At 73.2% G+C, this 26,943-nt stretch carries 28 protein-coding genes and 3 tRNA genes; 16 read left to right on the top strand and 15 right to left on the bottom strand.

The features are described from left to right. Window positions 1-2: 2 nt before the first annotated feature. From BJ999_RS16005 to BJ999_RS15995, 3 genes are read right to left on the bottom strand one after another with little or no spacing between them, the layout of a single operon-like run. Complete coding sequence (locus tag BJ999_RS16005; protein WP_179834037.1) at window positions 3-650, bottom strand: response regulator; 648 nt, start codon at window positions 648-650, stop codon at window positions 3-5. Beyond that, complete coding sequence (locus BJ999_RS16000; RefSeq protein WP_229810466.1) at window positions 641-1,819, bottom strand: sensor histidine kinase; 1,179 nt, start codon at window positions 1,817-1,819, stop codon at window positions 641-643. The genes BJ999_RS16005 and BJ999_RS16000 overlap by 10 nt, the downstream gene beginning before the upstream one ends. After that, window positions 1,816-2,538 carry a DedA family protein gene (locus tag BJ999_RS15995; protein WP_229810467.1) on the bottom strand — a complete coding sequence of 241 codons (723 nt, stop codon included), beginning with the start codon at window positions 2,536-2,538 and terminating at the stop codon, window positions 1,816-1,818. Before BJ999_RS15995 ends, BJ999_RS16000 begins: the two co-directional genes overlap by 4 nt. Before the next feature lie 205 nt (window positions 2,539-2,743). On the opposite strand from BJ999_RS15995, the gene BJ999_RS15990 reads away from it, so the two are divergent. From BJ999_RS15990 to BJ999_RS15975, 4 genes are all read left to right on the top strand, one after another. Then, entirely contained in the window at window positions 2,744-3,559 is an 816-nt protein-coding gene (locus tag BJ999_RS15990) for an SAM-dependent methyltransferase (protein ID WP_229810468.1), read from the top strand. A 260-nt stretch (window positions 3,560-3,819) separates the two neighbouring features. Continuing rightward, complete coding sequence (locus tag BJ999_RS15985) at window positions 3,820-4,317, top strand: hypothetical protein (RefSeq protein ID WP_179834035.1); 498 nt, start codon at window positions 3,820-3,822, stop codon at window positions 4,315-4,317. 161 nt (window positions 4,318-4,478) lie between these two features. Then, window positions 4,479-4,667, top strand: a complete 189-nt coding sequence (locus tag BJ999_RS15980) for a DUF5999 family protein (protein ID WP_179838579.1) — start codon at window positions 4,479-4,481, stop codon at window positions 4,665-4,667. A gap of 621 nt (window positions 4,668-5,288) precedes the next feature. Continuing rightward, entirely contained in the window at window positions 5,289-5,627 is a 339-nt protein-coding gene (locus BJ999_RS15975; protein ID WP_229810469.1) for a hypothetical protein, read from the top strand. Between the two features lie 79 nt (window positions 5,628-5,706). On the opposite strand, the gene BJ999_RS15970 is transcribed toward BJ999_RS15975, so the two are convergent. From BJ999_RS15970 to BJ999_RS15960, 3 genes are read right to left on the bottom strand one after another with little or no spacing between them, the layout of a single operon-like run. After that, on the bottom strand, window positions 5,707-6,177 hold the full coding sequence (locus tag BJ999_RS15970) for an SRPBCC family protein (protein WP_179834034.1): 471 nt from the start codon (window positions 6,175-6,177) through the stop codon (window positions 5,707-5,709). Between the two features lie 30 nt (window positions 6,178-6,207). After that, window positions 6,208-7,002: an SAM-dependent methyltransferase gene (locus BJ999_RS15965; protein ID WP_179834033.1), complete on the bottom strand. Its 795-nt coding sequence runs from the start codon at window positions 7,000-7,002 to the stop codon at window positions 6,208-6,210. 42 nt (window positions 7,003-7,044) lie between these two features. Next, the gene (locus BJ999_RS15960) at window positions 7,045-7,632 is read right to left on the bottom strand and encodes a PepSY domain-containing protein (protein WP_179834032.1); all 588 of its coding nucleotides are present in this window, start codon (window positions 7,630-7,632) and stop codon (window positions 7,045-7,047) included. A 132-nt stretch (window positions 7,633-7,764) separates the two neighbouring features. On the opposite strand from BJ999_RS15960, the gene BJ999_RS15955 reads away from it, so the two are divergent. Beyond that, complete coding sequence (locus BJ999_RS15955; protein WP_179834031.1) at window positions 7,765-8,445, top strand: response regulator transcription factor; 681 nt, start codon at window positions 7,765-7,767, stop codon at window positions 8,443-8,445. Window position 8,446: 1 nt separating this feature from the next. After that, window positions 8,447-9,862, top strand: coding sequence for a sensor histidine kinase (locus BJ999_RS15950; RefSeq protein WP_179834030.1), 1,416 nt, complete (start codon window positions 8,447-8,449; stop codon window positions 9,860-9,862). Window positions 9,863-9,893: 31 nt separating this feature from the next. On the opposite strand, the gene BJ999_RS15945 is transcribed toward BJ999_RS15950, so the two are convergent. Both BJ999_RS15945 and BJ999_RS15940 read right to left on the bottom strand, forming a co-directional pair. Beyond that, on the bottom strand, window positions 9,894-11,063 hold the full coding sequence (locus BJ999_RS15945; protein ID WP_179834029.1) for an acyl-CoA dehydrogenase family protein: 1,170 nt from the start codon (window positions 11,061-11,063) through the stop codon (window positions 9,894-9,896). 105 nt (window positions 11,064-11,168) lie between these two features. Beyond that, window positions 11,169-12,044, bottom strand: coding sequence for a LysR substrate-binding domain-containing protein (locus BJ999_RS15940; protein ID WP_179834028.1), 876 nt, complete (start codon window positions 12,042-12,044; stop codon window positions 11,169-11,171). Between the two features lie 74 nt (window positions 12,045-12,118). Here BJ999_RS15940 and kdgD point away from each other — a divergent pair, with 74 nt between their 5' ends. Then, window positions 12,119-13,033 carry a 5-dehydro-4-deoxyglucarate dehydratase gene (kdgD, locus tag BJ999_RS15935; RefSeq protein ID WP_179834027.1) on the top strand — a complete coding sequence of 305 codons (915 nt, stop codon included), beginning with the start codon at window positions 12,119-12,121 and terminating at the stop codon, window positions 13,031-13,033. Window position 13,034: 1 nt separating this feature from the next. Continuing rightward, window positions 13,035-14,189 carry an L-talarate/galactarate dehydratase gene (locus BJ999_RS15930; RefSeq protein WP_179834026.1) on the top strand — a complete coding sequence of 385 codons (1,155 nt, stop codon included), beginning with the start codon at window positions 13,035-13,037 and terminating at the stop codon, window positions 14,187-14,189. Window positions 14,190-14,207: 18 nt separating this feature from the next. On the opposite strand, the gene BJ999_RS15925 is transcribed toward BJ999_RS15930, so the two are convergent. The 5 genes from BJ999_RS15925 to BJ999_RS15910 form a co-directional block, all read right to left on the bottom strand. Continuing rightward, window positions 14,208-14,278 (bottom strand) — tRNA-Gln (locus BJ999_RS15925). A gap of 89 nt (window positions 14,279-14,367) precedes the next feature. Further along, window positions 14,368-14,439, bottom strand: a tRNA-Gly gene (locus BJ999_RS15920). Window positions 14,440-14,543: 104 nt separating this feature from the next. Beyond that, window positions 14,544-14,616 (bottom strand) — tRNA-Ala (locus BJ999_RS15915). Between the two features lie 291 nt (window positions 14,617-14,907). Then, window positions 14,908-15,036, bottom strand: a complete 129-nt coding sequence (locus BJ999_RS42955; protein WP_258939140.1) for an LPFR motif small protein — start codon at window positions 15,034-15,036, stop codon at window positions 14,908-14,910. Window positions 15,037-15,090: 54 nt separating this feature from the next. Further along, entirely contained in the window at window positions 15,091-15,873 is a 783-nt protein-coding gene (locus tag BJ999_RS15910) for a putative protein N(5)-glutamine methyltransferase (RefSeq protein WP_179834025.1), read from the bottom strand. Window positions 15,874-16,032: 159 nt separating this feature from the next. Between BJ999_RS15910 and BJ999_RS15905 the strand changes: the two genes are divergently transcribed. The 3 genes from BJ999_RS15905 to BJ999_RS15895 all read left to right on the top strand — a co-directional run bounded on the left by BJ999_RS15905 (window position 16,033) and on the right by BJ999_RS15895 (window position 18,543). After that, window positions 16,033-16,794: a pentapeptide repeat-containing protein gene (locus BJ999_RS15905; RefSeq protein WP_229809933.1), complete on the top strand. Its 762-nt coding sequence runs from the start codon at window positions 16,033-16,035 to the stop codon at window positions 16,792-16,794. Between the two features lie 79 nt (window positions 16,795-16,873). Further along, a complete protein-coding gene (locus BJ999_RS15900; protein WP_179834024.1) occupies window positions 16,874-17,443 on the top strand; it encodes a hypothetical protein in 570 nt (189 codons plus the stop codon). Then, complete coding sequence (locus tag BJ999_RS15895) at window positions 17,434-18,543, top strand: PrsW family intramembrane metalloprotease (protein ID WP_179834023.1); 1,110 nt, start codon at window positions 17,434-17,436, stop codon at window positions 18,541-18,543. Before BJ999_RS15900 ends, BJ999_RS15895 begins: the two co-directional genes overlap by 10 nt. On the opposite strand, the gene BJ999_RS15890 is transcribed toward BJ999_RS15895, so the two are convergent. After that, window positions 18,509-19,903 (bottom strand): MFS transporter, encoded by a 1,395-nt coding sequence (locus tag BJ999_RS15890; protein ID WP_218935077.1) that lies wholly within the window; start codon window positions 19,901-19,903, stop codon window positions 18,509-18,511. The two genes, BJ999_RS15895 and BJ999_RS15890, sit on opposite strands and share 35 nt — an antisense overlap. Window positions 19,904-20,000: 97 nt before the next feature. On the opposite strand from BJ999_RS15890, the gene BJ999_RS15885 reads away from it, so the two are divergent. Beyond that, window positions 20,001-20,879 carry a LysR family transcriptional regulator gene (locus BJ999_RS15885; RefSeq protein ID WP_179834022.1) on the top strand — a complete coding sequence of 293 codons (879 nt, stop codon included), beginning with the start codon at window positions 20,001-20,003 and terminating at the stop codon, window positions 20,877-20,879. Between the two features lie 90 nt (window positions 20,880-20,969). After that, window positions 20,970-22,604, top strand: coding sequence for a cytochrome bc1 complex cytochrome b subunit (qcrB, locus tag BJ999_RS15880; protein ID WP_179834021.1), 1,635 nt, complete (start codon window positions 20,970-20,972; stop codon window positions 22,602-22,604). 13 nt (window positions 22,605-22,617) lie between these two features. Here qcrB and ctaD read toward each other — a convergent pair whose 3' ends face one another. After that, the gene (gene ctaD / locus BJ999_RS15875; protein ID WP_179834020.1) at window positions 22,618-24,306 is read right to left on the bottom strand and encodes an aa3-type cytochrome oxidase subunit I; all 1,689 of its coding nucleotides are present in this window, start codon (window positions 24,304-24,306) and stop codon (window positions 22,618-22,620) included. 224 nt (window positions 24,307-24,530) lie between these two features. On the opposite strand from ctaD, the gene BJ999_RS15870 reads away from it, so the two are divergent. The 3 genes from BJ999_RS15870 (at window position 24,531) to BJ999_RS15860 (ending at window position 26,913) form a co-directional block, all read left to right on the top strand. Beyond that, complete coding sequence (locus BJ999_RS15870; RefSeq protein WP_179834019.1) at window positions 24,531-25,163, top strand: hypothetical protein; 633 nt, start codon at window positions 24,531-24,533, stop codon at window positions 25,161-25,163. Window positions 25,164-25,240: 77 nt separating this feature from the next. Continuing rightward, on the top strand, window positions 25,241-26,428 hold the full coding sequence (locus BJ999_RS15865; protein ID WP_179834018.1) for a zinc-dependent alcohol dehydrogenase: 1,188 nt from the start codon (window positions 25,241-25,243) through the stop codon (window positions 26,426-26,428). Between the two features lie 98 nt (window positions 26,429-26,526). Next, window positions 26,527-26,913 (top strand): nuclear transport factor 2 family protein, encoded by a 387-nt coding sequence (locus tag BJ999_RS15860; RefSeq protein ID WP_179838575.1) that lies wholly within the window; start codon window positions 26,527-26,529, stop codon window positions 26,911-26,913. Window positions 26,914-26,943: the final 30 nt, after the last annotated feature.

The following is a 26,943-nucleotide window of genomic DNA, read 5'->3' as shown; positions in this document are numbered from 1 at the left end:
CGTCAGGAGCCCAGGTACCGCAGGACGGCCAGGACGCGGCGGCTGTACCCGGTCGCGTGCGACAGGTCGAGCTTGTCGAAGATCGCGTTGACGTGCTTCTCGACGGCGCTCTGGGAGATGTGGAGGTGGGCGGCGATCGAGGCGTTGGTGTGCCCCTGCGCCATCGTGTCGAGGACGTCCCGCTCGCGCGGGGTGAGGCGCGCCAGCGGGTCGCCCTGCGCGCCGTGCGCGGCCAGCAGCCGGCGCACCACCTCCGGGTCGAACGCGGCGCCGCCCCCGCCGACGCGCTCCAGTGCGTCGAGGAACTCGTCGACCTGCGCGACCCGGTCCTTCAGCAGGTAGCCGACGCCCGCGGTGTCCGCGATGATCAGCTCGGCGGCGTAGCGCTTCTCCACGTACTGCGACAGGACGAGCACCCCGACGTCCGGCCAGCGCCGCCGGATCTCCAGGGCGGCGCGCAGGCCCTCGTCGGTGTGGCTGGGCGGCATCCGGACGTCGACGACCACGACGTCGGGCGGGCCGGCGGCCACCGCCGCGATCAGCGCGTCGCCGTCGCCGACCGCCGCCTCCACCCGGTGGCCCTCCTCGGCGAGCAGCCGCACCAGGCCCTCGCGCAGCAGCGTGGAGTCCTCGGCCAGCATCACCCGCACGGCAACTCCGCGGTGATCACGGTCGGGCCGCCGCGCGGGCTGTCCACGGCGAACGTCCCGTCCAGCGCGGCCACCCGGCGGGCCAGCCCGGCGAGCCCGCCGCCGCCCGGGTCGGCTCCCCCGCCCCCGTCGTCCTCGATGCGCACGCCGATCATTGTCGCCGATCCCGCCACGGCCACCCGCACCGACGCGGCACCGGAGTGCTTCGCGGCGTTGGTGACGGCCTCGCAGACGACGAAGTACGCCGCGGTCTCGACCGCGTGCGGGGGCCGGCCGGGGACGTCGTACTCGATCGCCACCGGCAGCGCGGACCGCTCGGCCACGGTCTCCAGCGCCGCCCGCAGCCCCTCGCCGTCCAGCGCCGCCGGGTAGACCCGCCAGGTGACCTCCCGCAGGTCCGCGAGCGCCCGCTGCGACTCCTCGTGCGCCTGCCTCAGCAGCTCGGCCGCCCGCTCGTCGTCGCCGGCGCGGCGGGCCCGCCCGATCAGCATGCCGAGCGCCACGAGCCGCTGCTGGACGCCGTCGTGCAGGTCGCGCTCGATGCGGCGGCGCTCGTCGTCCACCGCGTCCACCACCTGCGCCCGCGTCACCGACAGCTGCGCGATGCGGCGCTCGTACTCCTCCAGCGGGCTCGGCCCGAGGCAGCGCCTGGCCACGCTCCGCTCCATCGCCGCGACCCCGACCAGGCCCTGGACGGCGAGGAAGAGCAGCACCACGCCCGCGACGGCCGTGTAGAGGACGATCCACCAGGTCGGCGGGATGTCGTCCATGTGGTCGCCGGTGATCCACCAGCCCACCGCCAGCCGGACCGCGGCCGCCGCCCCGTAGGCGAGCAGCAGCAGGATCACGCCGCCGAGCAGCCCTACCGGCACCCGCAGTACGAGGTAGGCGAGCGCCTTCAACGGGCCGTACCGGACGGCCCGGTCCTCGCCGAGGAACGCCCGGAGCCTCCAGAGCTCCAGCTCGGCCAGGAGTTCGGCGCCGTCCGCGACGGCCGCGGGCACCTTCCGGCGCCCGCGCGAGAACGCCATCGAGTACGCCATCAGGACCGCCGCCACCGCCAGCAGCACCAGTTCCGCCCCGGCCGTGACCGCGCCGAGCAGCAGGCCCGCCGCGGCCCGCGCCGCCGCGCGCGGGCCGCCGCGCGGCACCTCAAAAGTTGCGATCACGTTCGAGTTCTCTCGCCTCCACTCGACGACCCTCTCGCCTCCGCTCGGTGCACCCCCGGCCCCGGGCGCCGCGCGGACCTGCGCGACTTCACGATACGTACGGCGACGAACGCCAGCGCCGCAAGCCCGACCAGCACGACCACGGCCTTGGAGTAGACGCCGACGTACTCCTCCACCGTCCGCCAGTTGTCCCCGAGCCCGTACCCGGCCAGCACGAACACCGTGTTCCACAGCAGGCTGCCGAGGGCGGTGTAGAGCAGGAACGTCGCCATCCTCATCCGCTCCACCCCGGCCGGGACGGAGATCAGGCTGCGGAAGATCGGGATCATCCGGCCGAAGAACACGGCCTTGGCGCCGTGCCGGGCGAACCACGCCTCCGTCCGGTCCAGGTCGTCGAGCTTGAGCAGCGGCAGCCGCGCCACCAGCGCGCGGATCCGGTCCCGTCCGATCAGCGCGCCGATCCCGTACAGGGCCAGCGCCCCGGCCACGCTGCCGGCCGTCGTCCACGCCAGCGCCGCCACCAGGCTCATCCGGCCCTGCGCGGAGGCGAACCCCGCCAGGGGGAGGATCACTTCGCTCGGCAGGGGCGGGAACAGGTTCTCCAGCGCGATCGCCAGCCCCGCCCCGGGCGCGCCCAGCTTGTCCATCAGGTCCGTCGCCCACCCCGCGACACCCCCCGCGGGCCCGCTCCCGGACGCCGCGTACATCGTCTCGATCATGTACACGACGCTAGGAACCGGGGCGCCGCGCCGCCATGGAGCGCACCGCCGGGCGGTCCGGCCGCGTGCCGCACCCCCTGCCCTGCGGAAAACCGCACCCCGACCGCGCCGAAAGCCCGGACGGGGAAGGGGATCCGTCCTACTGTTGGATCACCGCCGTCGCCCGTTCAGGGGATCAGGGCGCACAACAGAAGGAGCCGCGCGCGTGGCCGACGACCTCCCCGAGAACGCACCTCCGGGCATCGACCCCTCCACGCCCACCTTCGCGCGCGTGTACGACTACTTCCTCGGCGGCAAGGACAACTTCGCCGCCGACCGCGAGGTGGCCGACATGGTGATGCAGCTCGTGCCGGAGGCCCCCGTCGTGGCCCAGGGCAACCGGGTCGCCATCGAGCGAGCGGTGACCTACATGGCCCGCGATCTCGGGATCGACCAGTTCGTCGACATCGGGTCGGGGCTGCCCACGTCGTCCAACGTGCACCAGTTCGCCCGGGCGGCCAACCCGGACTCGCGGGTGGTGTACGTCGACAACGACCCGATCGTGCTGGCGCACGGGCGGGCCCTGCTGACCGAGACCGGCGTCGCGACGTTCATCCAGGGCGACCTGTACGAGCCTGAGAAGATCTTCACCGACCCCGCGCTGACCAGGCTGCTCGACCTGTCGCGCCCGGTGGGCATCGTGCTGGCCGCGATCATCCACCACGTACCGGACGAGCGCGACCCGGCCGGGGTCGTCCGGGAGCTGCTCCCGTTCCTGGCGTCCGGCAGCCACGTCGTGCTCACCCACCTGCACGACTCGGGTGACGACCCGCGCGTCGAGGAGGCCAAGCGCATCCTGCAGTCGGGGCTCGGCGGGTCCTACTTCCGGCACTCCTCCGAGGTCGAGCGGTTCATGGAGGGCCTCACGATCCTGGAACCGGGGGTGGCCCACGTGACCGAATGGCGGCCCGCCGGGCCCGCCGGGCCGCTGGAGCACCCGCTGCACACCCAGATGGTCGCGGTGCTCGGCCGGAAGGACTGATCAGCGGATTCAGCGGAGAGTGAAACCGGTTCCGCCGGCGGCCGCCGGCGGAGGAGGCTCGGAGGCCCGATTCCCGCAGGCTGCGCGGTTACGGACGGCCTCGCCCCCGGTTTCGGACCCGAGCCCGGTCATGATCCAGGTAAAATGATCTTTTCGATCGACTTTTCCGTTGTTGTGCCTTTCTTGTAGCGTTCGCAGCGCTTTGTGAAGTGCATTCATGATCGGACTTTCCCGCCACAAGATCATCTGAGGACGCCGCGATGCCCCTGGCGACAGGCCTGGCCGCGGCCGCGCTCGTGGGCCTGCTGACGCTCCTGGCCACCGCGCGGCGCGGCAGGTTCCGCGACCGATCGAACGATCGGCACCCCGAGTCGCTGACGGCCGTCCTCGACCCGGGGGACGAGGAGTACCTCGCCTGGCTGGCCGACCACCACTGGCCGGCGGACGAGTACCTCGACCTGGAGCACGAGTGGCGGATCGAGCTGGAGTTCGGCGAGCCGGCGGCCCACTACGAGTCGCCGCTGTGCCCCCGGTGCGACCTGCGCCGCGAGGACGTCTGGCCGTGCCCCGCGTGCGGCAGGCTCCTGCACTCCTCCTGCGGCCACGGCATGCGGCGCCGCGCCGTCGAGCGCCCCTACCGGACGCACGGCACCAACTCCGAGGCGGTCGTCGCCGAATGGATCTGCACGGACTGCACGGCCGTCGTCGGCCTGGACGTGGACCACGGCGGTGAACCGGACGGGGGCATCTTGCGGTGAATCGCCCCTGATTGCCCGAGCTTCGGGGTGTTCACACGTGGCCGAGGGTAAAAATCTCGCCATCCACTTGCATATTTCGGACGCGGCGCGGCAGGCTGCAATATGTCCCTAATCACGTGGGACACCTGTGGAGGAACCCTGTGACCGCCGAACACCACACCATCTGCCAGCACGAGCCGCCCTGTCCGCAGCCGGACGACCTCGACCGCGAGGCCGCGCGCATCATCGCCGCCCACCCCGAGCAGGGGTGGAACCTTCTGTGCAACGGCGTCGTCGTCTTCGACGACACCGGCGAGCTCCTTCCCGACGGGCGCGTCATCGCCCCGCACCGCCCCACCACCGCCGCCTAGAGCCCACGCCCCGTCCCGGCACGATCGTCCGATCATGTGCCGGTCGTCCCCGACGCCGGGCGAGCTCCCGCCGCCCGGGACGCCGCGGGCACGCCGTGCGGACGCCTCTGGCCCTCCGCGGAAACGGCCATCTGCCGCAGGTCCCCCACGTCAGCGATGAACCGCTGCTCGTCCTCGACCGCGCCGTCCCTCCGCCCGGGAGCCGAGATCCTCCACTCCCCTCGGGCCACCGCCGCCGCACCACTCCGGCGGCCGCCGGGCTCGGTGACGCTCTCCCGGCCCCGGCCCATGCCGAGACCACCTTTCCCCGCCTTCGTGAGGCGACCACCACCGGACTCCAACCCGCGTGCCAAACCCTGGCAGCGCGCGACGAAAGCCCGCGTGTCGTGGCGCCCCCGCGCGAGGATCGCGCGCAGCCTTGGAGAGGCGATCGACAGGGCGAGGCGATCCCAGGTGAACCTCGCCCGCTCGCGCGGGCGACCGCATGAGACGCCATGCACGGTTCGTCTCCATCGATTCGCCTGTCGGACTCCCATCCGGCGGGCGATCCCGGTAGCGTTCAACTGTTTTGCTACTTACGCAACAATCATGCGGAACTCGACCGCGGAAGGACGGTGTGGTGTGGTCACAGTCCTGGTCCTCGCGTCCCTGGTCGCCCTGTTCGGCCTCTTTCTACCGAACATCCTCCACCCCATGCCGCCGCGCCCCGCCCCGGAACCGCCGCGGCCCGCCCCGGAGCCGCGGCATCCCGCCCCCGAGGCGCTGCGCACCGTCCCGCCCCCTGCGCCCGCCGCCGGCCCTCCCGGCCACCCGGAGTCCATGACCGCCGAGCTGGACCCGGGCGACGAGGAGTACCTCGCCTTCGTGGCCGACGAGCTCTGGCCCGACGACGAGTACCTGGAGCTGGAGCACACCACCGACGGCGAAGAGGAGTCCGGCGGCAGCAGCATGCGCATGTGAGCGGGCAACCGGTGGTGGACCGTTCCGAAAGTACAGCGGGACGGTGCCCGGGCCGGGGCGCCGGTGAACGCGCGACCGGCTACGGGGTGGGGAGGGGAGCGCCGGTCTCCAGAAGCGTCTTGAGGCCGGACAGGACGTGCGGCCAGCCGTGCCGGGACATGCCGAGCAGCACCTCGCCGCTCTGGTGGACGACGGTCAGCCTCACCGCCTCCCCGACGGGTTCGAGCTCGAACGCCACCGCGGAGCGGGGTTCCCGCAGGAGCCGGGCGCGGGTCTCCTCGTCCACGCCGGTGGACCGCGCCCACTCGGGCGTGAAGGTGTGCCAGGTGTAGGCGAGGCGCCGGCCCGGCTCGGCTTCGAGGACGACCTGCTCGGGGTCGGACGTCGTCGCGCCCTCCTCGTGCCAGGTGACGGCGGATCCGGGCCTCCAGTCGGTCTCGAAGGCGACGCCCCAGTAGCGGCGGGTGAAGGCCGGGTCGGTGAGCGCCTCCCAGAGTCGCTCCGGCGTGGTCTTGATGTAGGTCGTGTAGACGAACTCGTTCCCGGTCATCGCGTCCTGTTCCAGCTGGCCTGGCGTCTTCTAGGGCTTGCGGCCTACGGCGCCGTAGGCGTCCACGGCCTCCGGCTCGGCCGCGTCCGGCCGCCAGTGCGTCACCGGGACGATGCCGGGCTCCACGAGTACCAGACCGTCGAAGAAGCCCCCGATCTCCTCGGGCGTCCGCAGGACGAGCTGCGCGTTGCCCGAGGCGTTCCAGACGTCCACGATGCGGTCGGACGCCTCTCCGTGCACGACGTTCGTCCCGTCGTACATGGCGAAGTAGCTGCCGGAGGGCACCGCGTCCATGAGCCGCCGCACGATCCGGTACGCCTGGTCGTCGTCGGGGACGAACTCCAGGATGCCCATCAGCGTGAACGCGACCGGACGGCTGAAGTCGATCGTCTCGGCGGCGGCCTCCAGGATCGCGTCCGGGTCGCGAAGGTCCGCGTGGATGTAGGCGGTGCTCCCCTCGGGCGTGCTGGTGAGCAGGCCCTTCGCGTGCTCCAGTACCAGGGGGTCGTTGTCGACGTAGACGATCCTCGACTCGGGGGCGGCGCGCTGGGCGACCTCGTGGGTGTTGTCCACCGTGGGCAGCCCGGTGCCGATGTCGATGAACTGGCGGATCCCGGCCTCGGCGGCCAGGTGCCACACCACCCGGTTCAGGAAGAGCCGGGAGGCCCGGGCCAGGCGCGCGACGTCCGGCAGCATCCCGAGGATCTGGTCCCCTACCTCGCGGTCCACCGGATAGTTGTCCTTGCCGCCAAGCCAGTAGTTCCAGATGCGCGCCACATGCGGGACGCTCGTGTCGATGCCGGGCCCGGGTCGCTGCTCGCTCATGCGCCACCCCCTCGGCCGATCCCTTCCCGCCAGGGGCGAAGGTCAGTCATCGTCGTCCGCCTCCTCGGCGACGACCCTGCCGGTCGCGGCGTCCACGACGACCTCGTGCTCGGTCCCGCCGGCACCGGTCACGTCGACCTCCCAGACCGCCCTGCCGCCGTCGCGGTCGAAACCGACGGAGGTCGCGTGGCCGGGAACGGCCTTGAGCGCCGCGGCCGCCGCGCCCGCCACGGTGGCCTTCGCGTTGCGCAGCGCGGCGGCCTCGCCCCTGTCGTCCTCGTCCTGCTTCTCGGGGCGGTCGGCCACGACCTTGCCGCTGCCGGAGTCGATGACGACCTTGCGCGCGGCGCCGTCACCGGTGAGGACGTCGACCTCCCAGACGGTCGTGCCGTGCTCGCCGTCCAGCTCGATCTCCTGGACCTTCCCGGGGACGGCCCTCAGCGCCGTGTCCGCGGCCTGCGTCAGCGAGACGGCCGTCCGCGCGGGGCTGTCGCCGGACGGCGAGCCGCCCTCGCCGCCGTCCGCGGCGGCGATCGCGGCCGTGGCTCCGCCGGCGGCGAGCGCGCCCGCGGCGACCAGTGTGACCAGCAGGCCGCGGCCCGCGACCATGCGCCGTGCGTCGAACCTCATCGGAACTCCCATCTCCGGGTGTCGTGCCGGCCTCTCCGGCCGCACCTTCCGCCCTGACGATGCCGGGCTTTCCTGTAGCGCCGCTGAAGCAACCTGAAGCCGTCTTCAGGTGGGGTTTGGCAGGCTGTGGGGATGCGCCTGCTGATCGTCGAGGACGAGAGACGCCTGGCCGCCTCGCTCGCGCGGGGGCTGACGGCCGAGGGGTTCGTGGTCGAGACCGTCCACGACGGAGCCGAGGGGCTGCACCGGGCGCTCGGCGGCGGGTACGACCTGATCCTCCTCGACATCATGCTGCCCGGGATGAACGGCTACCGGGTGTGCGCGGCGCTGCGCGCGGCGGGCGACGAGACGCCGATCCTGATGCTGACCGCCAAGGACGGCGAGTACGACGAGGCGGAGGGCCTGGACACCGGCGCGGACGACTACCTCACCAAGCCGTTCTCCTACGTGGTGCTGGTGGCCCGCGTCCGCGCGCTGCTGCGCCGCCGGACGCGGGGCGCGGCGCCCGCCATCGTGCTCGGCGACCTCAGGGTCGACCCGGCGGCGCGGCGCGTGTACCGGGGCGAGGCCGAGGTGGAGCTGACCGCCAAGGAGTTCGCGGTGCTGGAGCACCTGGCGGCGAACGCGGGCCGGGTCGTGTCGAAGGCGCAGATCATCGAGGCGGTCTGGGACCTCGCCTACGACGGTGACCCCAACATCGTCGAGGTGTACGTGAGCGCGCTGCGCCGCAAGCTCGACCTCCCGTTCGGGCGCCGGTCGATCACGACGGTGCGCGGCGCCGGATACCGGCTGGCCCGGGACGGGGGCGCCTGAGATGGCCCGCCGCCCGGCGTCCGTCCGCGCCAGGACGACCCTGGGCGCGACCGCCGTGGTGGCGGTCGCGCTCGTCGCCGCCGGGCTCGCGGTGGTGCTGCTGCTGCGCTCGAACCTCGGCGGGCAGGCCGACCTCAAGGCGGAGGTGGCGGCGCGCGAGGTGGCCTCCCAGCTCGCCGCCGGCACCCCGTTCGCGGCGCTCGACCTGCCGGACGGGGAGGACCGGCCCGTGCAGGTCGTGGACGAGGAGGGCCGGGTGCGGGCGGCCAGCGAGGACCTGCGGCGGATTCACGGGACCGGCTCCCCCGGCGTGCGGCCCGGGCGGCCCCCGTCGGGCGACGATGACGACGGCGATGACGACGATCCGGCGCGCGGGGAGGTGTCGGGCGGCGACCCGGAGTTCTCCACGGGCCGCGCGACCGTCGACGACCGCACGGCCGACTACCGGTTCGCGGCGGTCGAGGTGACGACGCCGCGGGACGAGACCGTGACCGTCTACGCGGGCGCCGACCTGGCCGCCGCCCGGGACGCGGTGGGCACCGCCGTCCGGGCGATGCTCGCGGGACTGCCGCCCCTGCTCGCGGTCGTCGCGGGGGTGACGTGGCTGGTCACGCGGCGGGCGCTGCGTCCGGTGGAGGCGGTCCGGGCGGAGCTGGCCGAGATCACCTCCTCCGGCGACCTGGCCCGGCGGGTGCCCGTGCCGGAGGCGCGGGACGAGATCGCCGGGCTGGCCGCCACGACGAACGCGACGCTCGCCGCGCTGGAGGAGTCGGTGGCGCGGCAGCGCGGGTTCGTCGCGGACGCCTCGCACGAGCTGCGCAGTCCCATCGCCTCGCTGCGCACCCAGTTGGAGGTCGCCGCCGCGCATCCGGAGCTGCTGGACGTCGGCGGGCTTGTCGAGGACGTCCTGCGGCTCCAGCGGCTGGCCGCCGACCTGCTGCTCCTCGCCCGCATCGACGCCGGGGACCGTCCGCCGGCCAGGCCCGTCGCGCTCGGCGGGCTCGTCGGGGAGGAGCTGGAGCGCCGCGCGGCGGGCGACCGGATCACCGTCCAGGCGTCGATCGAGGCCGATCCGCGGGTCATGGGCGTGCCCGGGCGGCTGTCGCGGGTGGTCGGCAACCTGCTCGACAACGCCCAGCGGCACGCGTGCTCGGCGGTCCGGCTCTCGGTGGGCGAGGAGGCGGGCACGGCGGTGGTGCGGGTCGCCGACGACGGGCCGGGGGTGCCGCCCGCCGACCACGAGCGGATCTTCGAGCGGTTCGTGCGGCTGGACGACGCGCGCAGCCGGGACGAGGGCGGCGCGGGTCTCGGGCTGGCCATCGCCCGCGACCTGGTGCTGGCGCACGGCGGGGACCTCGCCGTGCGCGAGGCCCCCGGCGGCGGCGCGCTGTTCGAGGTGCGGCTGCCGGCGGTCTGAACCGGCTCCGAGGGCCGGTCGCCGCCGGGGGCTACTTCAGGAGCTGGCGGGCCATGACCATGCGCTGGATCTGGTTGGTGCCCTCGTAGATCTGGGTGATCTTGGCGTCGCGCATCATCCGCTCCACCGGGAACTCCCGCGTGTACCCGTACCCGCCCAGCAACTGCACCGCATCAGTGGTCACATCCATCGCCACATCCGAGGCCAGCGTCTTGCACGCCGACGACACGAACGTCAGATCCGGCACACGCTCACCCCCCATCGCCCGCTCGGACTTCACCGCCGCGTGATACGTCAACTGCCGCGCACCCTCCAACCGCATCGCCATATCGGCCAGCATGAACTGCACACCCTGGAAATCAGCGACCGCCCGACCGAACTGCCGCCGCTGCTTGACATACCCCACCGCGAAATCCAGCGCCCCCTGCGCGATCCCCAACGCCTGCGCCGCGATCGTGATCCGCGTATGGTCCAACGTCGCCAACGCCGTCTTGAACCCCGTCCCCTCAGCCCCGATCATCCGATCCGCCGGAACCCGCACCCCCTCCAGGACCACCTGACGCGTCGGCGACCCCTTGATCCCCAACTTGCGCTCCCTGGCCCCGAACGACACCCCCGCATCGGTCTCGGAATCCACCACGAACGCCGAGATCCCCCGCGCCCCCGCACCCGGCTCGGTCACCGCCATCACCGTGTAGAACCGCGACACCCCCGCATTGGTGATCCACATCTTCGCGCCGTCCAGCACCCAGTGATCCCCATCACGCACCGCCCGCGTCCGCATCCCCGCCGCGTCCGACCCCGCATCCGCCTCCGACAACGCATACGAGAACATCGCCTCCCCCCGCGCCACCGGCCCGAGAAAACGCTCCCGCAACCCCTGCGACCCCGCCAGCAGAACCGGAACCGTCCCCAGCTTGTTCACCGCCGGAATCAACGAAGAAGACGCGCACACCCGCGCCACCTCCTCGATCACGATCACCGTCGCCAACGCATCCGCCCCCGCACCCCCGTACGATTCGGGCACGTGCACCGCATGCAGACCATTGGCCACCAGAGCGTCCAACGCCTCCTGCGGGAACCGCGACTCCTCATCCACCTCCGCCGCGAAAGGAGCAATCTTGGCCTCGGCCAGCTCACGCACCGTCCGCCGCAACAGCTCATGCTCCTCAGACGGCGCGTACGCGGGAAAGTCGCTCATCGTTCCTCCAGGGGTGCCGGGGGTGCGGGGCCGATGTTTTGACGGCCAATATTTGGACGCCAAATTAAGCGAGCGGGCGGGCGCCGTCAAGGCGGTCGCAGGTGGTCACAGGTGGCGCAGCAGCAGGGCGAGCGCCGGGTTGTCGTTGCCGCGCCGCCAGGCCAGGCTCAGCTCCACCGGGGCCGGATCGGGCAGCTCGACGGGCCGGAACACCACGCCCGCGTAGCGGAGGCGGGCCGCCGCCGCGGGCACGAGCGCCAGCCCCCAGCCGCAGTTGACCAGCGCGAGGATGCTGTGCACCTGGCTGAGGTACTGCGCGTACACGGGCGAGACGCGGGCCTCCCGGAACAGGCTGACCAGCAGTTCGTGGAAGTAGCGGGCCTCGACGGGCGAGTACATGAGGAACCGCCGCCCGTCGAGGTCGGCGAGGGGGACCGGGCCGTCCCCCACCGCCAGGGGATGGCCGCGCGGAACCGCGGCGAGCAGGGGCTCGCGGTCGGCGGGGCGCTCCTCCAGGTCGGGGTCGCTCACCGGCGGCCGGACGAGCCCGAGGTCCAGACCGCCCTCGGCGAGGGCGCGCACCTGATCGCGGGTGACCATCTCGCGCAGCACGATCTCCACGTCCGGCAGCGCCGTCCGGGCGGCCTCCAGCACCCGGCCGAGCGTCGCGTGGGCGCTCGCGGCGGTGAAGCCGAGCGTGATCGTCCCGGCCTCGCCCGCCGACACCTGCCGGACGGACATCGCGGCGTGGTCTGCCTGCTGGAGCAGCCGTCGGGCCTCGACGAGGAACGCGCGCCCGGCCGGGGTGAGGCGCACCGAGCGGTTCGTCCGGTCGAACAGCCGCACCTTCAGCTCGTTCTCCAGCAGCTGGATCTGGCGGCTGAGCGGCGGCTGCGTCATGCGCAGGCGCCGGGCCGCGCGGCCGAAGTGCAGTTCCTCGGCGACGGCCACGAAGTTCGCGAGCTGGGTGAGCGTGAACATCGATTCGCTTCGGGTATCAGTGGATGCGTTATCTGTGTTGGACCTGGATCGATCGACCATCCTAGCCTCGGGGCATGAAGCAGACCGCGCCCGACGAGATCGCCCGGCGGCTCGGGTCCGGGCTCCTGTCGTTCCCCGTCACCCACTTCCGCGACGACCTGTCGTTCGACGAGGACGCCTACCGCGCGAACATCGCCCGCCTCGGCGGATACGACGTGGCGGGCCTGTTCGCGGCGGGCGGGACGGGCGAGTTCTTCTCGCTGACGCCGGACGAGGTCGGCCGGGTCGTGCGCGCGGCGGCCGCGGAGGCGCCGGAGGGCGTTCCGGTGGTCGCGCCCGCCGGGTACGGGACGGCGGCGGCGGTGCGGATGGCCGAGGACGCCGAGCACGCGGGCGCCGACGGGATCCTGCTGTTCCCGCCCTACCTCACCGAGGCGCCGCAGGAGGGTCTGGCCGCGCACGTCCGGGCGGTGTGCCGGGCCACCCGCCTCGGGGTGACGATCTACAGCCGCGGCAACGCCGTCTACCAGGACACGACGGTCGCCGAACTGGCCGACGCGTGCCCGAACCTCGTCGGGTTCAAGGACGGCGTCGGCGATCTGGAGCTGATGACGCGGATCCGGTCCCGTCTCGGCGACCGCCTCGTCTACGTCGGCGGGCTGCCGACCGCCGAGACGTTCGCCCTCCCCTACCGGGAGATGGGCGTCACGACGTACTCGTCGGCGATCTTCAACTTCGTCCCGGAGTTCGCGCTGGCCTTCCACGCCGCCGTCCGCGCCGGCGACCGGGAGGGCGTCCACCGGCGGCTGGCGGAGTTCGTCCTGCCGTACTGCGAGATCCGCAACCGCCGCATGGGCTACGCGGTGAGCATCGTCAAGGCGGGCATGCGGGTCACCGGTCGGCCCGCCGGACCCGTCCGCCCTCCGCTGACCGACCTGACCGGGGACGAGACCGCACGGCTCGCGGAACTCGTGAAGCGGGTGCGCTGAGATGGCGGGCTCCCCCGCCGGTGAGGCCGTCCTTGACCGGGTCGCCTGGATCGAGCTGTCGTCGGTCACGCTGCCGCTCGCCGCCCCCGTCAGCGACGCGAAGGTGCTCACCGGGCGGCAGCGCCCACTGACCGAGGTGGTGTTCCTGTTCGCCGAGATCGGCACCGAGCAGGGCCAGGAGGGCATCGGCTTCGGGTACTCCAAGCGCGCCGGCGGCCCCGGCCAGTTCGCGCACGCCGCCGAGATCGCCCCCGCCGCCGTCGGCGAGGATCCGAGCGACATCGGCAGGATCGGGACGAAGCTGGCCTGGGCGGGGGCGTCGGCCGGGCGCGGCGGTCTCGCCGCGCAGGCGATCGCCGCCATCGACATCGCGCTGTGGGACCTGAAGGCCAGGCGCGCGGGCCTGCCGCTCGCCAAGCTCCTCGGCGCGCACCGCGACTCCGTCCGCTGCTACGACACCGCGGGCGGGTTCCTCAGCGCGCCACTGGAGGAGGTGCTCGACCACGCGACCGCGTCCGCGCGGGCCGGGATCGGCGGCGTCAAGATCAAGGTCGGGCATCCCGACCACGCCGAGGACCTGCGCCGCGTCGCGGCCGTCCGGGAGAGGCTGGGCGACGGGTTCCCGCTCATGGTGGACGCCAACCAGCAGTGGGACCGGCCGGCCGCGCGCAGGATGGGACGCGCGCTGGAGGAGTTCGGCCTCACCTGGATCGAGGAGCCCCTGGACGCCCACGACGCCGAAGGCCACGCCGCGCTGGTGCGCACGCTCGACACCCCCGTCGCGACCGGGGAGATGCTGACCAGCGTCGCCGAGCACTGCGAGCTCATCGACAGGGGCGCCGCCGACGTGCTCCAGCCGGACGCTCCGCGCATCGGCGGCATCACCGGCTTCCTGAAGGTCGCCGCGCTCGCCGACCACCGGCATCTCCAGCTCGCCCCGCACTTCGCGATGGAGATCCACCTCCATCTGGCCGCAGCGTACCCGTCCGAGCCGTGGGTGGAGCACTTCGACTGGCTCGGCCCGCTGTTCGACGAGCGGCTCACCATCGAGGGCGGGCGGATGCACGTCCCGCCCCGTCCCGGTCTCGGCATCACGCTCAGCGAGCAGGCCCGCGCCTGGACGACGCGGCGGGCCCTCGTGGGCGCCCGTCCCTGACGCACACCGCCGAACGAGCTGCTGGAGCAGGGGTCGAACCTGCATGACGTGATCCAGAATCACGCATCCTGCCCTTGGATGATCCAGCACGGGTGCCCGCCGGCGGGCGGTGGCGTCCGCCCGCCGTGGGCACGGGGAGGACCGGCCGGGGGTCGTTACTCCCGCCGGTCCAGTCCAGAGCCGCACCCGGGAATCGAACCCGGTTCTGCTGGTTGGAAGCCAGCCGCCTCACCATTCAGGCCTGTGCGACGCGCGGAGCCCGAAAAAGGGGCTCCGTTCGGTGGCCATCCGAGGAGTCGAACCTCGTCCTCCCGGGTTTCGACCGGGCGCTCATCCGCATGAGCCTGAAGGCCGTGGATCGGGCCGGACTCGAACCGGCATCCTCCCGCTTGCAAGGCGGGCGCTCTTCCCATTGAGCTACTGACCCTGAGGAAAACGAAAGGCCGCCGGGATCTCTCCCTGACGGCCTCCGGCGGAGCCTGACGGCCCTATCCAGAGGCGTTTCCGATAAAGGCGGAGCCCTGACCCGCCCCGGACCCGAGGGGCTGCCGGGCCTGCCGGGCGATGGTCGTGACCATGGCCGCCGCCCCCTCTCGTCCGCTTCCGATCTTTTCCATGCCCCTATGGTGCGGGGCGCCGCTCGGGCACGCAACGCTTTTTCCATGCGACCGCCCCGGGCCGTTCGGGGAGAATCGGCCCGGGGCGAGTCGGATATGCGTCACGCCGCCCCGCGGCGGCTGCGGCCGCGACCGGGGGTCAGCAACCGCCCCAGAACACGGAACGGCAGGGTCACGACGCTGATGATCGTCCCGACAATGGCGCTGATCGCTGCGCTGATGCGGCGCATCTGGCTTCACTCCTTCGGCTCGGTCCTGACCGACCGATACCCGCCTGGGGAGTTTTACACCGGCTTTGCTCCGACAATGACGGTGGCAGAGAACCTCTCGGACGTCGCGACCGCGGCCGCGAGGCCGCCGGCCTCCACGGCGGCGACGGCGGCGACGGCCTGCCGCTCGCTCGTCTCGAACAGCAGGCGGCCGCCCGGGGCGAGCCACCGCGAGGCCCCGGCGGTGACGCGGCGCAGCACGTCGAGGCCGTCCGGCCCGCCGTCGAGCGACGAGCGCGGCTCGTGGTCGCGCGCCTCCGCCGGCATGAGCGCGACGTCCCCGGTCGGGACGTAAGGGACGTTGGCCAGCAGGACGTCGACCCGTCCGCGCAGCTCGCCCGGGACGGGGTCGAAAAGGTCGCCCTCGTGGGCCGTGCCGCCGTACGGCGCGATGTTGCCGCGGGCGCAGCGCACGGCCGCGGGTTCGATGTCGGCCGCGTGCAGGACGCACTCGCCCACACCGGAGGCGAGCGCGGCTCCGAGCGCGCCCGAACCGCAGCACAGGTCGAGTATCACCGGCTGGGGCGGCGCGAGGGCGTGGGCCCGCCGGACGAGGAACTCGGTGCGGGGCCGGGGCACGAAGACCCCGGGTCCGACCGCGATCCGCAGCCCGCAGAACATCGCCCAGCCGAGGACGTGCTCGAGCGGCTCGCCGGCCGTGCGCCGCTCCACCATGGCGGCGGCTTCGCCGGGGGTGCGGGCGGTGGAGAGGATGAGCCGCGCCTCGTCCTCGGCGAACACGCAGCCGGCGGCGCGGAGGGTGGAGACGATGGCGGGCTCGGTGAAGGGTTCTGTCATAGGAGTCCGCAACTTTATCCGGACACCGCGACGTTCCGCGCGTTCGCGGCATCGCCGGCCCAGCGCGACAATGGAGCATCGTCCAGGAGCCGGGGGGCAGGAGTGTCGGACAGATCGGATCTGAGGGCCGACTGCGCCAGCTGTTTCGGCCTGTGCTGCGTGGCGCTCCCGTTCGCCAGGTCCGCCGACTTCGCCATGGACAAGGACGCGGGCGAGCCCTGCCGCAAGCTCCTGGCCGACTTCCGCTGCGGCATCCACGCCGACCTCCGGCGGAACGGTTTCCCGGGCTGCACGGTCTTCGACTGTTTCGGCGCCGGTCAGAAGGTGTCGCGGAAGACCTTCTCCGGTCGGGACTGGCGCGGGGACCCGGAGGTCGCGCGCCGCATGTTCGCGGTGTTCCCCGTCATGCGGCAGCTCCATGAGCTGCTCTGGTACCTGGACCAGGCCGCGGCGATGCCGTCCTCCGGCCCGATCCGCGACGAGCTGCGGCGGGCGTCCGGCGAGGTCGACCGCCTCACCGGGGGCGGCCCCGGCGAACTCGCCGAGGTGGACGTCCAGGCCGTCCGGGAGAGGGTGAACGGCCTGCTGTCGCGGGCGGGAGAGCTCGCCAGGGCCGGTGTCCCCGGACGCGGGAAGAACCGGCGGGGGGCGGATCTGATGGGGGCGAGACTCAAGGGGGCCGACCTGCGCGGCGCCGATCTGCGCGGCGCGTACCTGATCGCCGCCGACCTGCGGGGCGCGGACCTGCGGGTCGCGGACGTGACCGGTGCGGACCTGCGGGACGCCGATCTGCGCGGCGCCGACCTCACCGGGTGCCTCTTCCTGACCCAGGCGCAGCTCGACTCGGCGCGCGGCGACGCGGCGACGCGCCTGCCGCCTGCCCTGGCGCGGCCCGCGCACTGGATGACTCCCACCGCCTGATCTTGTTTAGCCGCCCCGTCAAGGGGCATTTCCGCCTCCCAAAGGGCATTTTCCGCAGCGCACGTCGTCGGGGGGTCGCGTGGTGCGGGTCACATGGTGGGGCACGGGCGCCGTGGCGCTCGTGCTGCTGGTCCTCGGCGCCGGGCTTCCCCTGTTCGACCGGGCCCTCGGGACCCGCGGGCAGCCGCTGGCGCCCGGCACGGTGGTGTCGGTCGGGACGGAGCGCGACGGCGTCCGCCCGGTGACGTTCTCGGTCACCTCTCCCGGCTGGGTTCTGAACCGGGGCGCCACCTCCCTCGCCAGCAGCGCCGAACTGCTCAGCGGCGACGTGGTCTTCGATCTCAGCGTGGTGGTCCCGCTGGGCTCGGCGGACGCGCGGGCGCTGTGGGGCGGCCTCGGGCGCATCGTCGCCGCGGGCGGGCGCACGCGCCTCGGGACGGGGCCCGTCCCGTTCACGACCGCGCAGGGCCTGACCGGGCTGACGGGACGGCTCGCCGGGCGCGAGCGCGTCGGCACGGCGACCGTCTTCGCCAAGGGGACGCTCGGCGCGGCGGTCACGGCGACGGGCCCGCCGCAGACCTTCGGCGACGCGGCCCCGCAGGTCGAGGCGATGGTGCGGTCGATCCGGATCACGGCGCCATGGGGATGACCCGCGGCGGCCTGGCGTCCCGTCCCGCGTTCTGGCTGTGGGCGGCGGCGTGCCTGCTCGGCGCCTGGATCGCGCTGCGCGGGATCGGCGCGCACGTCGCGGCGTTCCCCGGCGGCGCGATCGCCGGGGTGGTGCTGCTCGCGCCGGCGCTGGCCGGCGGGGTGTGGTCGGTGCGGCGGTTGCATCCCGTCCGCTCGCCGCCGCTCGGCTACGCGCTGATCGCGGTGGCCTGGGGCGGGCTGGCCGCGTTCGGGACGGCGCTGCCCGCCAACGCGGCGTTCCAGGCGATCGTCGGGAAGACGGCGGGGCCGGGCTTCAACGCGGCGTGGGGCGCGTCGATCGCCGCTCCGGTGGACGAGGAGATCCTCAAGCTGCTCGGCGTCGCGGCGCTGGCGCTGATGGCGCCGGCCGCGGTCCGCGGGCCGCTGGACGGCTGGAGCTACGGCGCGCTGTCGGGGCTGGGCTTCCAGTTCGCGGAGAACTTCCTGTACGTCCTGAACACGATCGTCCTGACGGGCGCCACGCACGACGCGAACGCGGCGTTCTTCTCGTTCGGCACCCGGGTGGTCTGCGGGGCCTGGTGGAGCCACTGGGCGATGACCGCGGTCGGCGGCGCGGGCCTCGGCCTCCTGATCGGGCGGGCCTCCAGAGCGCACCTGACCGCCGCGGTGGGCGCGTTCGTCCTGGCGATGGCGCTGCACTCGTGGTGGGACGCCCCCGTCCTGTCCGGGCTGGCGCTGATGCCGGTGAAGGGCGCGCCGATCCTGGTGGCGGCGGTCGTCGCCTACCGCCTGTCCAGGCGCCGCTACCTCTCGCACTTCCGCCGCACGGTGCACGCCGAGACGAGGAACGGCGTCCTCGTGCCGGGCGAGGGCCATGTGCTCGCGTTCCGCAAGTGGCGCAGGAAGGAGGAGTGGGGCGTGCCGGCCGGGGAGTCGCGCCGGCTGCTGGAGCGGCTCCGGGCCGCCGAACTCGCCCTCATCGAGGACGGCCTCGGCGGCCTGGAACCGGACCCGCTGGCCGCCGAGCGGCTGCGCACCGACATCCGCGCCCTGCGGGGCGACCTCAGGGCGTCCGGCGCGAACGTGCGCGTGGCCTGACGGCCAGGACGCAGGCGCAGACGGCCGCGCAGACGGCCGCGGCGACGAACAGCGCGTAGGCCGGGTCGCGGGAGCCGTCCCCCGCGCCGACCGGCGCGAACGCCCCCATGATCGCGACACCGAGGGTGGCGCCGAGCTGCCGGACGGCGTTCAGCAGGCCCCCCGCCGCGCCCGCCGCGCCCTCGGGGGCCGCGGCGACGACCATCGTCGCGAGCGCGGGCAGCGCGAACGACACGCCGAAGCCGGTGCACAGCAGGCCCGCGACGAGCGGCGGGTAGGACGCGCCGCCCAGCAGCACGGCGCCGAACAGCACTCCCCCGGCGGTCAGCAGGCCAAGGCCCGCGAGGACGGGGCGGCGCGGACCGGTCCGCGCGACGATGCGCCCGGTGAGCAGCGGGTTGAACGCGAACGGCAGGGTCATCGGCAGGAACGCCAGGCCGGTCTGGAGCGGCGTCAGCCCGAGGGCCTGCCGGAACACCAGCGGCAGCACGAACAGCACGCCGGTCATGACGAAGTTGACCGCGGCGCCGGCCGCCAGCGCGGCGGGCATCCCGGGCGCCCGCAGCACCGCCGGGACCAGGACCGGCGCCGCGCTCCCGCGCTCGCGGACCGCGAACGCCGCGCCGGCCGCGACCGCGCCGGCCGCCGAGACGGCCGCGTGGACACCCGACCCGCCGCCGAGGGCGATGAGGGCGTCGGTCAGGAGCCCCAGCGCCGCGCACGCGAGGAGCTGGGCCGCCGCGTCGAGGCGGCGGGTTCCGCGCGGGCAGCGCACGGCCCGTCCCGCCGCGAGCGCGAGGACGGCGGCGGCGAGCGGAACGTTGACCAGGAAGATCGCGCGCCAGCCGGCGAGGCCGACCAGGGCGCCGCCCGCGACGGGCCCGGCCGCGAGCGCGGCGCCGCTGGTCGCCGCCCACGTCGCCACGGCCCGGGCGCGCTCGGCGGGCGCGGGGTACAGGCGGACGATCATCGCCATGGACGCGGGCACGCAGGCCGCGGCGGCGGCGCCGAGGAGCGCGCGCAGCGCGACGAGCGTCCACAGGTCCGGTGCCGCGGCGCACAGCAGCGACCCGGCGCCGAAGGCCGCGACGCCCGCGCGGAAGACGCGGTGCGCGCCGTACCGGTCGGCGACGGCGCCCGCCGACAGCAGCAGCGCCCCGAACACGACGGTGTAGCCGGTGACGGCCCACTGCAGGCCCGCGACCGTCCCGTGCAGCGAGTCGGCCAGGTCGGGTTCGGCCACCGACAGGACCGTCGTGTCGAGCAGCACCATGAAGTAGCCGAGTGAGATGCCGAACAGGGCGGGGCCGCGACTCCTGGGGGCCGCGTCCGCCGGTGCGGGTGAGAGAACCGAGCTCATGGCGCCCCAGTCTGGGAATCCGCGCCGCCGGGCTCCACCGGCGGAGCCGCACGCCGCGTTCGGAATATCCGAACGGACGGCCCCTGTTGCCACCGGCATGGAACTGCGCCAGCTGCGGACGTTCGAGGCCGTCCTCACCCACCGGACCGTCACCGACGCCGCCAACGCGCTCGGCCTCGCGCCGTCGTCGGTGTCGGAGCAGATCCGCGCGCTGGAGGCGTCGCTGGGCGTCCCGCTGTTCCACCGCGGCCCGAAGGGCATGCGGCCGACCGAGGCGGGCGAGCGGATGCGCGGATGGGCGCGGCGCCTGCTGCGGCAGGCCGAGGAGGCCCGCCGCGAGGTGACCGGGGAGCAGCCGGTGCTGCGGCTCGGCGCGCTGGAGTCGATCGCCGCCGCGCACGTCCCCGGCGTCCTGGCCAGGCTCGCCGAGCGGCGGCCGGGGCTGCGGGTCGAGGTCCGGTCGGACGCGGCCCGCGACCAGCTCCTGGACGCGGTCGCCGCCGGGGACCTGGAGGCCGCACTGCTGCTGGACGCCGGCGAGGACGTGGGCGGCCTCGGTTTCACGCCGCCGCCGGCGCCACTGGACTTCGTCGACGTGGAGCCGGTACCGCTCGCCCTCGTCGCCGCGCCGGACCACCCTCTCGCCAGGGCGCCGCGCCTGGCCGCCGGCGACCTGCGCGGCGAGAGGCTGCTGGTCAACGTGCCGGCGTGCTCGTTCTGGATGGCCGGCGAGCGGCTCCTCGGCTCCGCCGTCGAGCGGGTCAGGGCGGGCAGCGTCACCGTGATGGCGTCCTGGGCCGAGCAGGGCCTCGGCGTCGCGCTGCTCCCCGAGTTCGCCGTCCGCGACCGGCTGGCGGCCGGAACCCTCGCCCGGCTCGCGTTCGACGCCCCCGACCTCGGCCTTCGCCTCGTCTGGCGGGCCGACCGGGAGGCCGTCCCCGGCATGCGGGAGATCCTCTACGCGGCCAGTGCCTGACCGACCGCACCGCCGCCGCGCGGCGTTTGCCCCCACCCGCCCCGGGTAGCCGCCCAGGGGGGAGATCATTGTTCGGCCGGGGAGCACGCTATGGCAGGACGAAACGGGCGCGGAACCGCGAAGGCCGAGCGGGTGCAGAAGCTCTTCTGGGGGGTCAACGACCGGCTCGGGTCCACCGAGTTCCTGGACCGGAACATCCGCAAGGCGTTCCCCAAGCACTGGTCGTTCCTGCTCGGCGAGATCGCGCTCTACTCGTTCGTCGTCCTCGTGCTCACCGGCGTCTACCTGACGCTGTTCTTCCACCCGAGCGGCAGGGAGATCGTCTACGACGGCTCGTACGGCCCGCTGAAGGGCGTCAGGGTGAGCGAGGCGTACGCCTCCACCCTGCACCTGTCGTTCGACGTGCGGGGCGGGCTGCTGATGCGGCAGATCCACCACTGGGCGGCGAACGTCTTCGTCGCCGCGATCTGCGTCCACCTCATGCGGATCTTCTTCACCGGGGCGTTCCGCAAGCCGCGGGAGATCAACTGGGTGATCGGCACGACGCTGTTCGTGCTGGCCGTCGCCGAGGGGTTCGCCGGGTACTCGCTGCCGGACGACCTGCTGTCGGGCACCGGCCTGCGGATCTTCCAGGGCATCCTGCTGTCGGTCCCGCTCGCCGGGACGTACGCGGGCCTGTGGGCCTTCGGCGGGGAGTTCCCCTCCGCGGAGGAGTTCATCCCGCGGCTGTTCACGGTGCACATCCTGCTCGTCCCCGGAATCCTGCTGGCCCTGATCACCGCGCACCTGATGATCCTCTGGCACCAGACCCACACGATCTTTCCGGGCAGGGGGCGGCGGGAGCGGGCGGTGACCGGGGAGCCGACCTTCCCGCACTTCGCCGCGCAGAGCACGGCCTACTTCCTCTACACGTTCGGCGTCCTGGCCGGACTGGCGGCGTTCTTCCAGATCAACCCGGTCTGGCTGTACGGCCCCTACGACCCGGACCAGGTGTCGTTCGGCTCCCAGCCCGACTGGTACGTCGGGTTCCTCGAAGGCTCGCTGCGCATCATGCCGCCCCTGTCCACGACCGTCGCCGGGTACACCGTCTCCTGGAACGTACTGGTCCCGGCCGTCCTCCTGCCCGGCGTGTTCTTCACGCTCATCGGCCTGTACCCGTTCGTGGAGCGCTGGGCCACGGGGGACGAGCGCCTGCACCACCTGCTGGACCGGCCGCGCAACGCCGCGACCAGGACCGCGATCGGCGCCGCCGCCATCGCCTGGTACGGCGACCTGCTGGCGGCCGGCGGCAACGACTACGTCTCCGCGACCTTCAAGATCCCGCTGTTCTGGACGACCTGGTTCTTCCGCGCCGGGTTCTTCGTCCTCCCGATCGCGGCCTTCGTCGTCACCCGCCGCGTCTGCCTGAGCCTGCAGCGCCGCGACCTGCGGACGCGCGAGGAGGGCGTGGAGAGCGGCCTGATCTCGCTGACGCCGGACGGGGGGTTCCGGGAACGGCGCGAGCGGCCGTCCGAGGAGGCTGAGGCGCTGCTGGAGGCCCGGCGGCCGGGCGAGCTGGTCGCGCCCTACCCGCACCACATGATCCCGCTGCCGACGCCGGACCGGGCCCGTACGCAGCTCCGGACCCGCGCCAACCGCTTCTACCTCGACTACCAGGCCGAGTCGCACGGCGGCGGCCAGGGCGACCTGCGGAAGGACTCCTCGGAGGACGGCCACGGCGAGTGACCGGCGCGCCCCCTCAGCCGGACCATCCCGGCGGGGGAAGCGCCGGCTCGGCCGCCTGTGGCGGTTCCTTCGGCGGGTAGTGCAGGTCGAACGCGGGGCGCGAGGAACGGATGTGCGGCATCGCGGTGAAGTTGTGGCGGGGAGGCGGGCAGGAGGTCGCCCACTCCAGCGACCCGCCCGCGCCCCACGGGTCGTCGGTCTCGACGCGCTCGGCGTGCCGCCAGGACCACAGCACGTTCCACAGGAACGCGAACGTCGAGGCGCCCAGGACGAACGAGCCGATCGACGAGACGAGGTTCAGCGTCGCGAACTGGTCGGGGTAGTCGGCGTAGCGGCGCGGCATGCCTTCGGCGCCCAGCCAGTGCTGGACGAGGAAGGTGGTGTGGAACCCGGCGAACAGCGTCCAGAAGTGGATCTTCCCCCAGGTCTCGTTCAGCATCCGTCCGGTCATCTTCGGCCACCAGAAGTAGAACCCGCCGAACATCGCGAACACCACGGTGCCGAACAGGACGTAGTGCAGGTGGGCGACGACGAAGAAGGAGTCGGTGAGGTGGAAGTCCATGGGGGGCGAGGCGAGGATGACCCCCGTCAGACCGCCGAACAGGAACGTCACCAGGAACCCGACCGCGAACAGCATGGGGGTCTCGAAGGTCAGGTGCCCCTTCCAGAGCGTCCCGACCCAGTTGAAGAACTTCAGGCCGGTCGGCACGGCGATCATGAACGAGGTGATGGAGAAGAACGGCAGCAGCACGCCGCCGGTGGCGAACATGTGGTGCGCCCAGACCGTCATCGACAGCCCGGTGATCGCGATGGTGGCTCCGACCATGCCGAGGTAGCCGAACAGCGGCTTGCGGCTGAACACCGGGATGATCTCGGTGACGATGCCGAAGAACGGCAGGGCCGCGATGTAGACCTCGGGATGGCCGAAGAACCAGAACAGGTGCTGCCAGAGCAGCGCCCCGCCGTTGGCGGGGTTGTAGATGTGGGCGCCCAGCCTGCGGTCGGCCTCCAGCGCGAACAGCGCCGCGGTCAGCACCGGGAAGGCGATGAGGACCATCAGGCTGGTCAGCAGCACGTTCCAGGTGAAGATCGGCAGCCGGAACATCACCATGCCCGGGGCGCGCATCGCGATGATCGTGGTGATCATGTTCACCGAGGTCAGGATCGTCCCGAGGCCGGACAGGATCAGCCCCATGGCCCACATGTCGCCGCCCTGGCCGGGCGAGTACGTCTGGGCGGACAGCGGGGTGTAGGCGAACCAGCCGAACGCGGGGGCGCCGCCCGGCATGACGAACGAGGCCAGCACCATGAGGGCGCCGAACAGGAACAGGTAGTAGGTGAGCGCGTTCATCCGTGGGAAGGCCACGTCCGGCGCCCCGATCTGCAGCGGGACCAGCACGTTGGCGAACCCGGCGAACAGCGGGGTGGCGAACAGCAGCATCATGATCGTGCCGTGGACGGTGAACAGCTCGTTGTAGGCGTGGTTGCTCACCACCTGCCTGCCGGGCTCCAGCAACTCGGCCCGCATCACCATGGCCATCAGCCCGGCGGCGAGGAACATCGCGAACGACGTCCCGAGATAGAGGTAGCCGACCATCTTGTGGTCGGTCGTCGCCAGCACATGGCCGACCCTCGTTCCCTTGCGATGCCGCGCGAGCGCGTCGGCGACGCTGGTCTCCTGCCGCCCCTGGACGGTCGTCATCCACCCCTCCCCCCACGTCCGACCCCATCCGGCCACTTGCCGCGCACACCGGTTTCAAACGCGGCGTGAAGGGACCCGGGCCATGGCGCGGTGCTCCATGTCAAGAGCGCCGAAAGGTGTGAACCGCAAATCCACGGGCCGATGGCCTGGGGATCGTGCGAGGGATGAAGGCGCGAACTTCGGGAAGGCGCACCGGAAAGGCACGTTCAAAGGAGCTCCCCCCGGTGCGAAACGAGAAGCTCACCCCTCGGGCCCGCGAGCCCGCCGAACCCGCGCGCGTGCAGGACGTCGACAGGCGGGCAGGTGTCGCGGCCGCACGGGACGAGGCCGCCCGCGCGCTCGACCGGCTGGACGCCGCGCGCAGGAGGACGGCGCGGGCGCGCCGCAGGACCGGCGCCGGCACGCCGCCGCCCGCGGACGAGCAGAGGCTCGCGGAAGCCGCGCACGCGCTGGCGGAGGCCGCACGCGAACTCGCCCGGCTCGTCCGCGACCACGCCCCGCGGCCCGCCACCGGAGCGGGGACCGGGGAACGGACCGGGCGCCCGGTCGGCGACGGGCCGCTCGTGACGCTCGACCTGGCCCACCGCGTCGGGCCCGGCTGGCGGCTGTACCAGTTCTCGACCGCGGACCGGGACGCCCACCGCTGGCATCTGCGGCACGACGGGCACGCCACCGGGATCGTGACGCACGTCCTGAACCTGCGCGGCCACAGGGCGGGCTGGGAGGCCCACGACGCCCGCGGGTTCCGGCTGCGCCCGGAACCGGGGCCGGACGCCTACCCGCCCGCCGCGCCCTCCCTGTGGTCGACCAGGACGGCGGCGGTCCGCGCCGTCGCGCAGGCCCACCGCTGCCCCTGACGGCCGGCGCGGACGTTTCGCCCCAACCGCCCGGGTAGGGCCGCCTGCGACGGAGTCGGTCCCACCGGAGGAGCACGATGAAGGCTGTCACCTGGCACGGCAAGCGCGACGTCCGCGTCGACGAGGTCCCCGACCCGGAGATCAAGGAGTCGAACGACGCGGTCATCCGGGTCACCTCGACCGGCATCTGCGGTTCGGACCTGCACCTGTACGAGGTGCTCGGGCCGTTCATGAGCGAGGGCGACGTCCTCGGCCACGAGCCGATCGGCGTCGTCGAGGAGACCGGGCCGGACGTCACGCACGTCAAGCCCGGCGACCGCGTGGTCATCCCGTTCAACATCTCGTGCGGGCACTGCCACATGTGCGGCCTCGGGCTGTACGCCCAGTGCGAGACGACGCAGGTCCGCGAACAGGGCACGGGCGCGGCGCTGTTCGGCTACACGCGGCTGTACGGGCAGGTGCCGGGCGGGCAGGCCGAGTACCTGCGGGTGCCGCAGGCCCAGTTCGGGCCGATCAAGGTGCCGGAGGGGCCACCGGACGAGCGGTTCGTCTACCTGTCGGACGTGCTGCCCACTTCCTGGCAGGCGGTGGCCTTCGCCGAGATCCCCGAGGGCGGCTCGGTCACCGTCCTCGGGCTCGGCCCGATCGGGCAGATGTCGGCCCGCGTCGCCCGGCATCTCGGTCACCGGGTGATCGCGGTCGACCTCGTCCCGGAGCGGCTGGAGATGGCGCGCCGGCACGGCGTCGAGGTGATCGACGCCTCCGACGCCGACGACGTGCCGGACGCGGTCCGGCAGCTCACCGGGGGGCGCGGCACCGACTCGGTGATCGACGCGGTCGGGATGGAGGCGCACGGATCCCCCGGCGCCAAGCTCGCGCAGGCCCTCGCCGGGCTCATGCCGGGCGACTCCGCCGCGCCGCTCATGACGCGCGTCGGGGTGGACCGGCTCGCGGCGCTCACCACCGCCGTCGAGGTGGTGCGGAGGGCTGGGACGATCTCCATCAGCGGCGTGTACGGCGGCATGACGGACCCGCTGCCGATGATGCGGATGTTCGACAAGGGCATCACCCTGCGGATGGGCCAGGCCCACGTCAAGCGCTGGATCGACGATCTGATGCCGCTCGTCGCCGACGACGCCGACCCGCTCGGCGTGATGGACCTCGCCACGCACCGCTGGCCGCTGGAGAAGGCGCCGCAGGCGTACGAGATGTTCCAGAAGAAGCGGGACGGCGCCATCAAGGTGCTGCTGCGGCCGGGCACGTGAAGCCGCCCGCGAGGTGATCGCGGACCGGGGCCGCCCGCCCTAGGCTTTCCGGCACGTCTTCGGGCGTGCCGATGACCGAGGCTCTGGAGGTGGACCCGATGCACCCGTTCCGCGCCGCCATTGAGACAGGCGACCTGGACGCCCTCCCGGCGCTGCTGGCCGAGGACGTGACGTTCCTCAGCCCGGTGGCGTTCGCGCCGTACGAGGGACGTGCGACGGCCACCGCGATCCTGCGCGCGGTGACCCGGGTCTTCTCCGACTTCCGCTACGTCCGCGAGATGGCCGACGGCCGCGACCACGCGCTGGTGTTCAAGGCGCGCGTCGGCGACCGCGAGGTGCACGGCTGCGACTTCCTGCATCACGACGACGCCGGGCTCATCGACGAGTTCTGCGTCATGGTCCGGCCGCTGTCGGGCGCGCAGGCGCTCTCGGACGCGATGGCGGTGCAGTTCGAGACCGTCAGACGCGAAATGGGCCTCACCTGACACCCGAATCCCACCAGGCGTTCCCGAACT

Origin of the sequence: Actinomadura citrea (genome assembly GCF_013409045.1) — a bacterium.
Lineage (GTDB): Bacteria > Actinomycetota > Actinomycetes > Streptosporangiales > Streptosporangiaceae > Spirillospora > Spirillospora citrea.
The sequence above is the reverse complement of the archived record's forward strand: the minus strand, read 5'-3'. Positions and strand labels throughout refer to the sequence as shown.

Bases quoted from the DNA above. Each gene is read 5' to 3' on its own strand.
- BJ999_RS15995 (WP_229810467.1), bottom strand. From the start codon at position 2,538: ATGATCGAGACGATGTACGCGGCGTCCGGGAGCGGGCCCGCGGGGGGT.
- BJ999_RS15985 (WP_179834035.1), top strand. From the start codon at position 3,820: ATGCCCCTGGCGACAGGCCTGGCCGCGGCCGCGCTCGTGGGCCTGCTG.
- BJ999_RS15970 (WP_179834034.1), bottom strand. From the start codon at position 6,177: ATGACCGGGAACGAGTTCGTCTACACGACCTACATCAAGACCACGCCG.
- BJ999_RS15965 (WP_179834033.1), bottom strand. From the start codon at position 7,002: ATGAGCGAGCAGCGACCCGGGCCCGGCATCGACACGAGCGTCCCGCAT.
- BJ999_RS15960 (WP_179834032.1), bottom strand. From the start codon at position 7,632: ATGAGGTTCGACGCACGGCGCATGGTCGCGGGCCGCGGCCTGCTGGTC.
- BJ999_RS15955 (WP_179834031.1), top strand. From the start codon at position 7,765: ATGCGCCTGCTGATCGTCGAGGACGAGAGACGCCTGGCCGCCTCGCTC.
- BJ999_RS15950 (WP_179834030.1), top strand. From the start codon at position 8,447: ATGGCCCGCCGCCCGGCGTCCGTCCGCGCCAGGACGACCCTGGGCGCG.
- BJ999_RS15945 (WP_179834029.1), bottom strand. From the start codon at position 11,063: ATGAGCGACTTTCCCGCGTACGCGCCGTCTGAGGAGCATGAGCTGTTG.
- BJ999_RS15940 (WP_179834028.1), bottom strand. From the start codon at position 12,044: ATGTTCACGCTCACCCAGCTCGCGAACTTCGTGGCCGTCGCCGAGGAA.
- kdgD (WP_179834027.1), top strand. From the start codon at position 12,119: ATGAAGCAGACCGCGCCCGACGAGATCGCCCGGCGGCTCGGGTCCGGG.
- BJ999_RS15930 (WP_179834026.1), top strand. From the start codon at position 13,035: ATGGCGGGCTCCCCCGCCGGTGAGGCCGTCCTTGACCGGGTCGCCTGG.
- BJ999_RS42955 (WP_258939140.1), bottom strand. From the start codon at position 15,036: ATGCGCCGCATCAGCGCAGCGATCAGCGCCATTGTCGGGACGATCATC.
- BJ999_RS15910 (WP_179834025.1), bottom strand. From the start codon at position 15,873: ATGACAGAACCCTTCACCGAGCCCGCCATCGTCTCCACCCTCCGCGCC.
- BJ999_RS15895 (WP_179834023.1), top strand. From the start codon at position 17,434: ATGGGGATGACCCGCGGCGGCCTGGCGTCCCGTCCCGCGTTCTGGCTG.
- BJ999_RS15890 (WP_218935077.1), bottom strand. From the start codon at position 19,903: ATGAGCTCGGTTCTCTCACCCGCACCGGCGGACGCGGCCCCCAGGAGT.
- BJ999_RS15885 (WP_179834022.1), top strand. From the start codon at position 20,001: ATGGAACTGCGCCAGCTGCGGACGTTCGAGGCCGTCCTCACCCACCGG.
- qcrB (WP_179834021.1), top strand. From the start codon at position 20,970: ATGGCAGGACGAAACGGGCGCGGAACCGCGAAGGCCGAGCGGGTGCAG.
- ctaD (WP_179834020.1), bottom strand. From the start codon at position 24,306: ATGACGACCGTCCAGGGGCGGCAGGAGACCAGCGTCGCCGACGCGCTC.
- BJ999_RS15865 (WP_179834018.1), top strand. From the start codon at position 25,241: ATGAAGGCTGTCACCTGGCACGGCAAGCGCGACGTCCGCGTCGACGAG.
- BJ999_RS15860 (WP_179838575.1), top strand. From the start codon at position 26,527: ATGCACCCGTTCCGCGCCGCCATTGAGACAGGCGACCTGGACGCCCTC.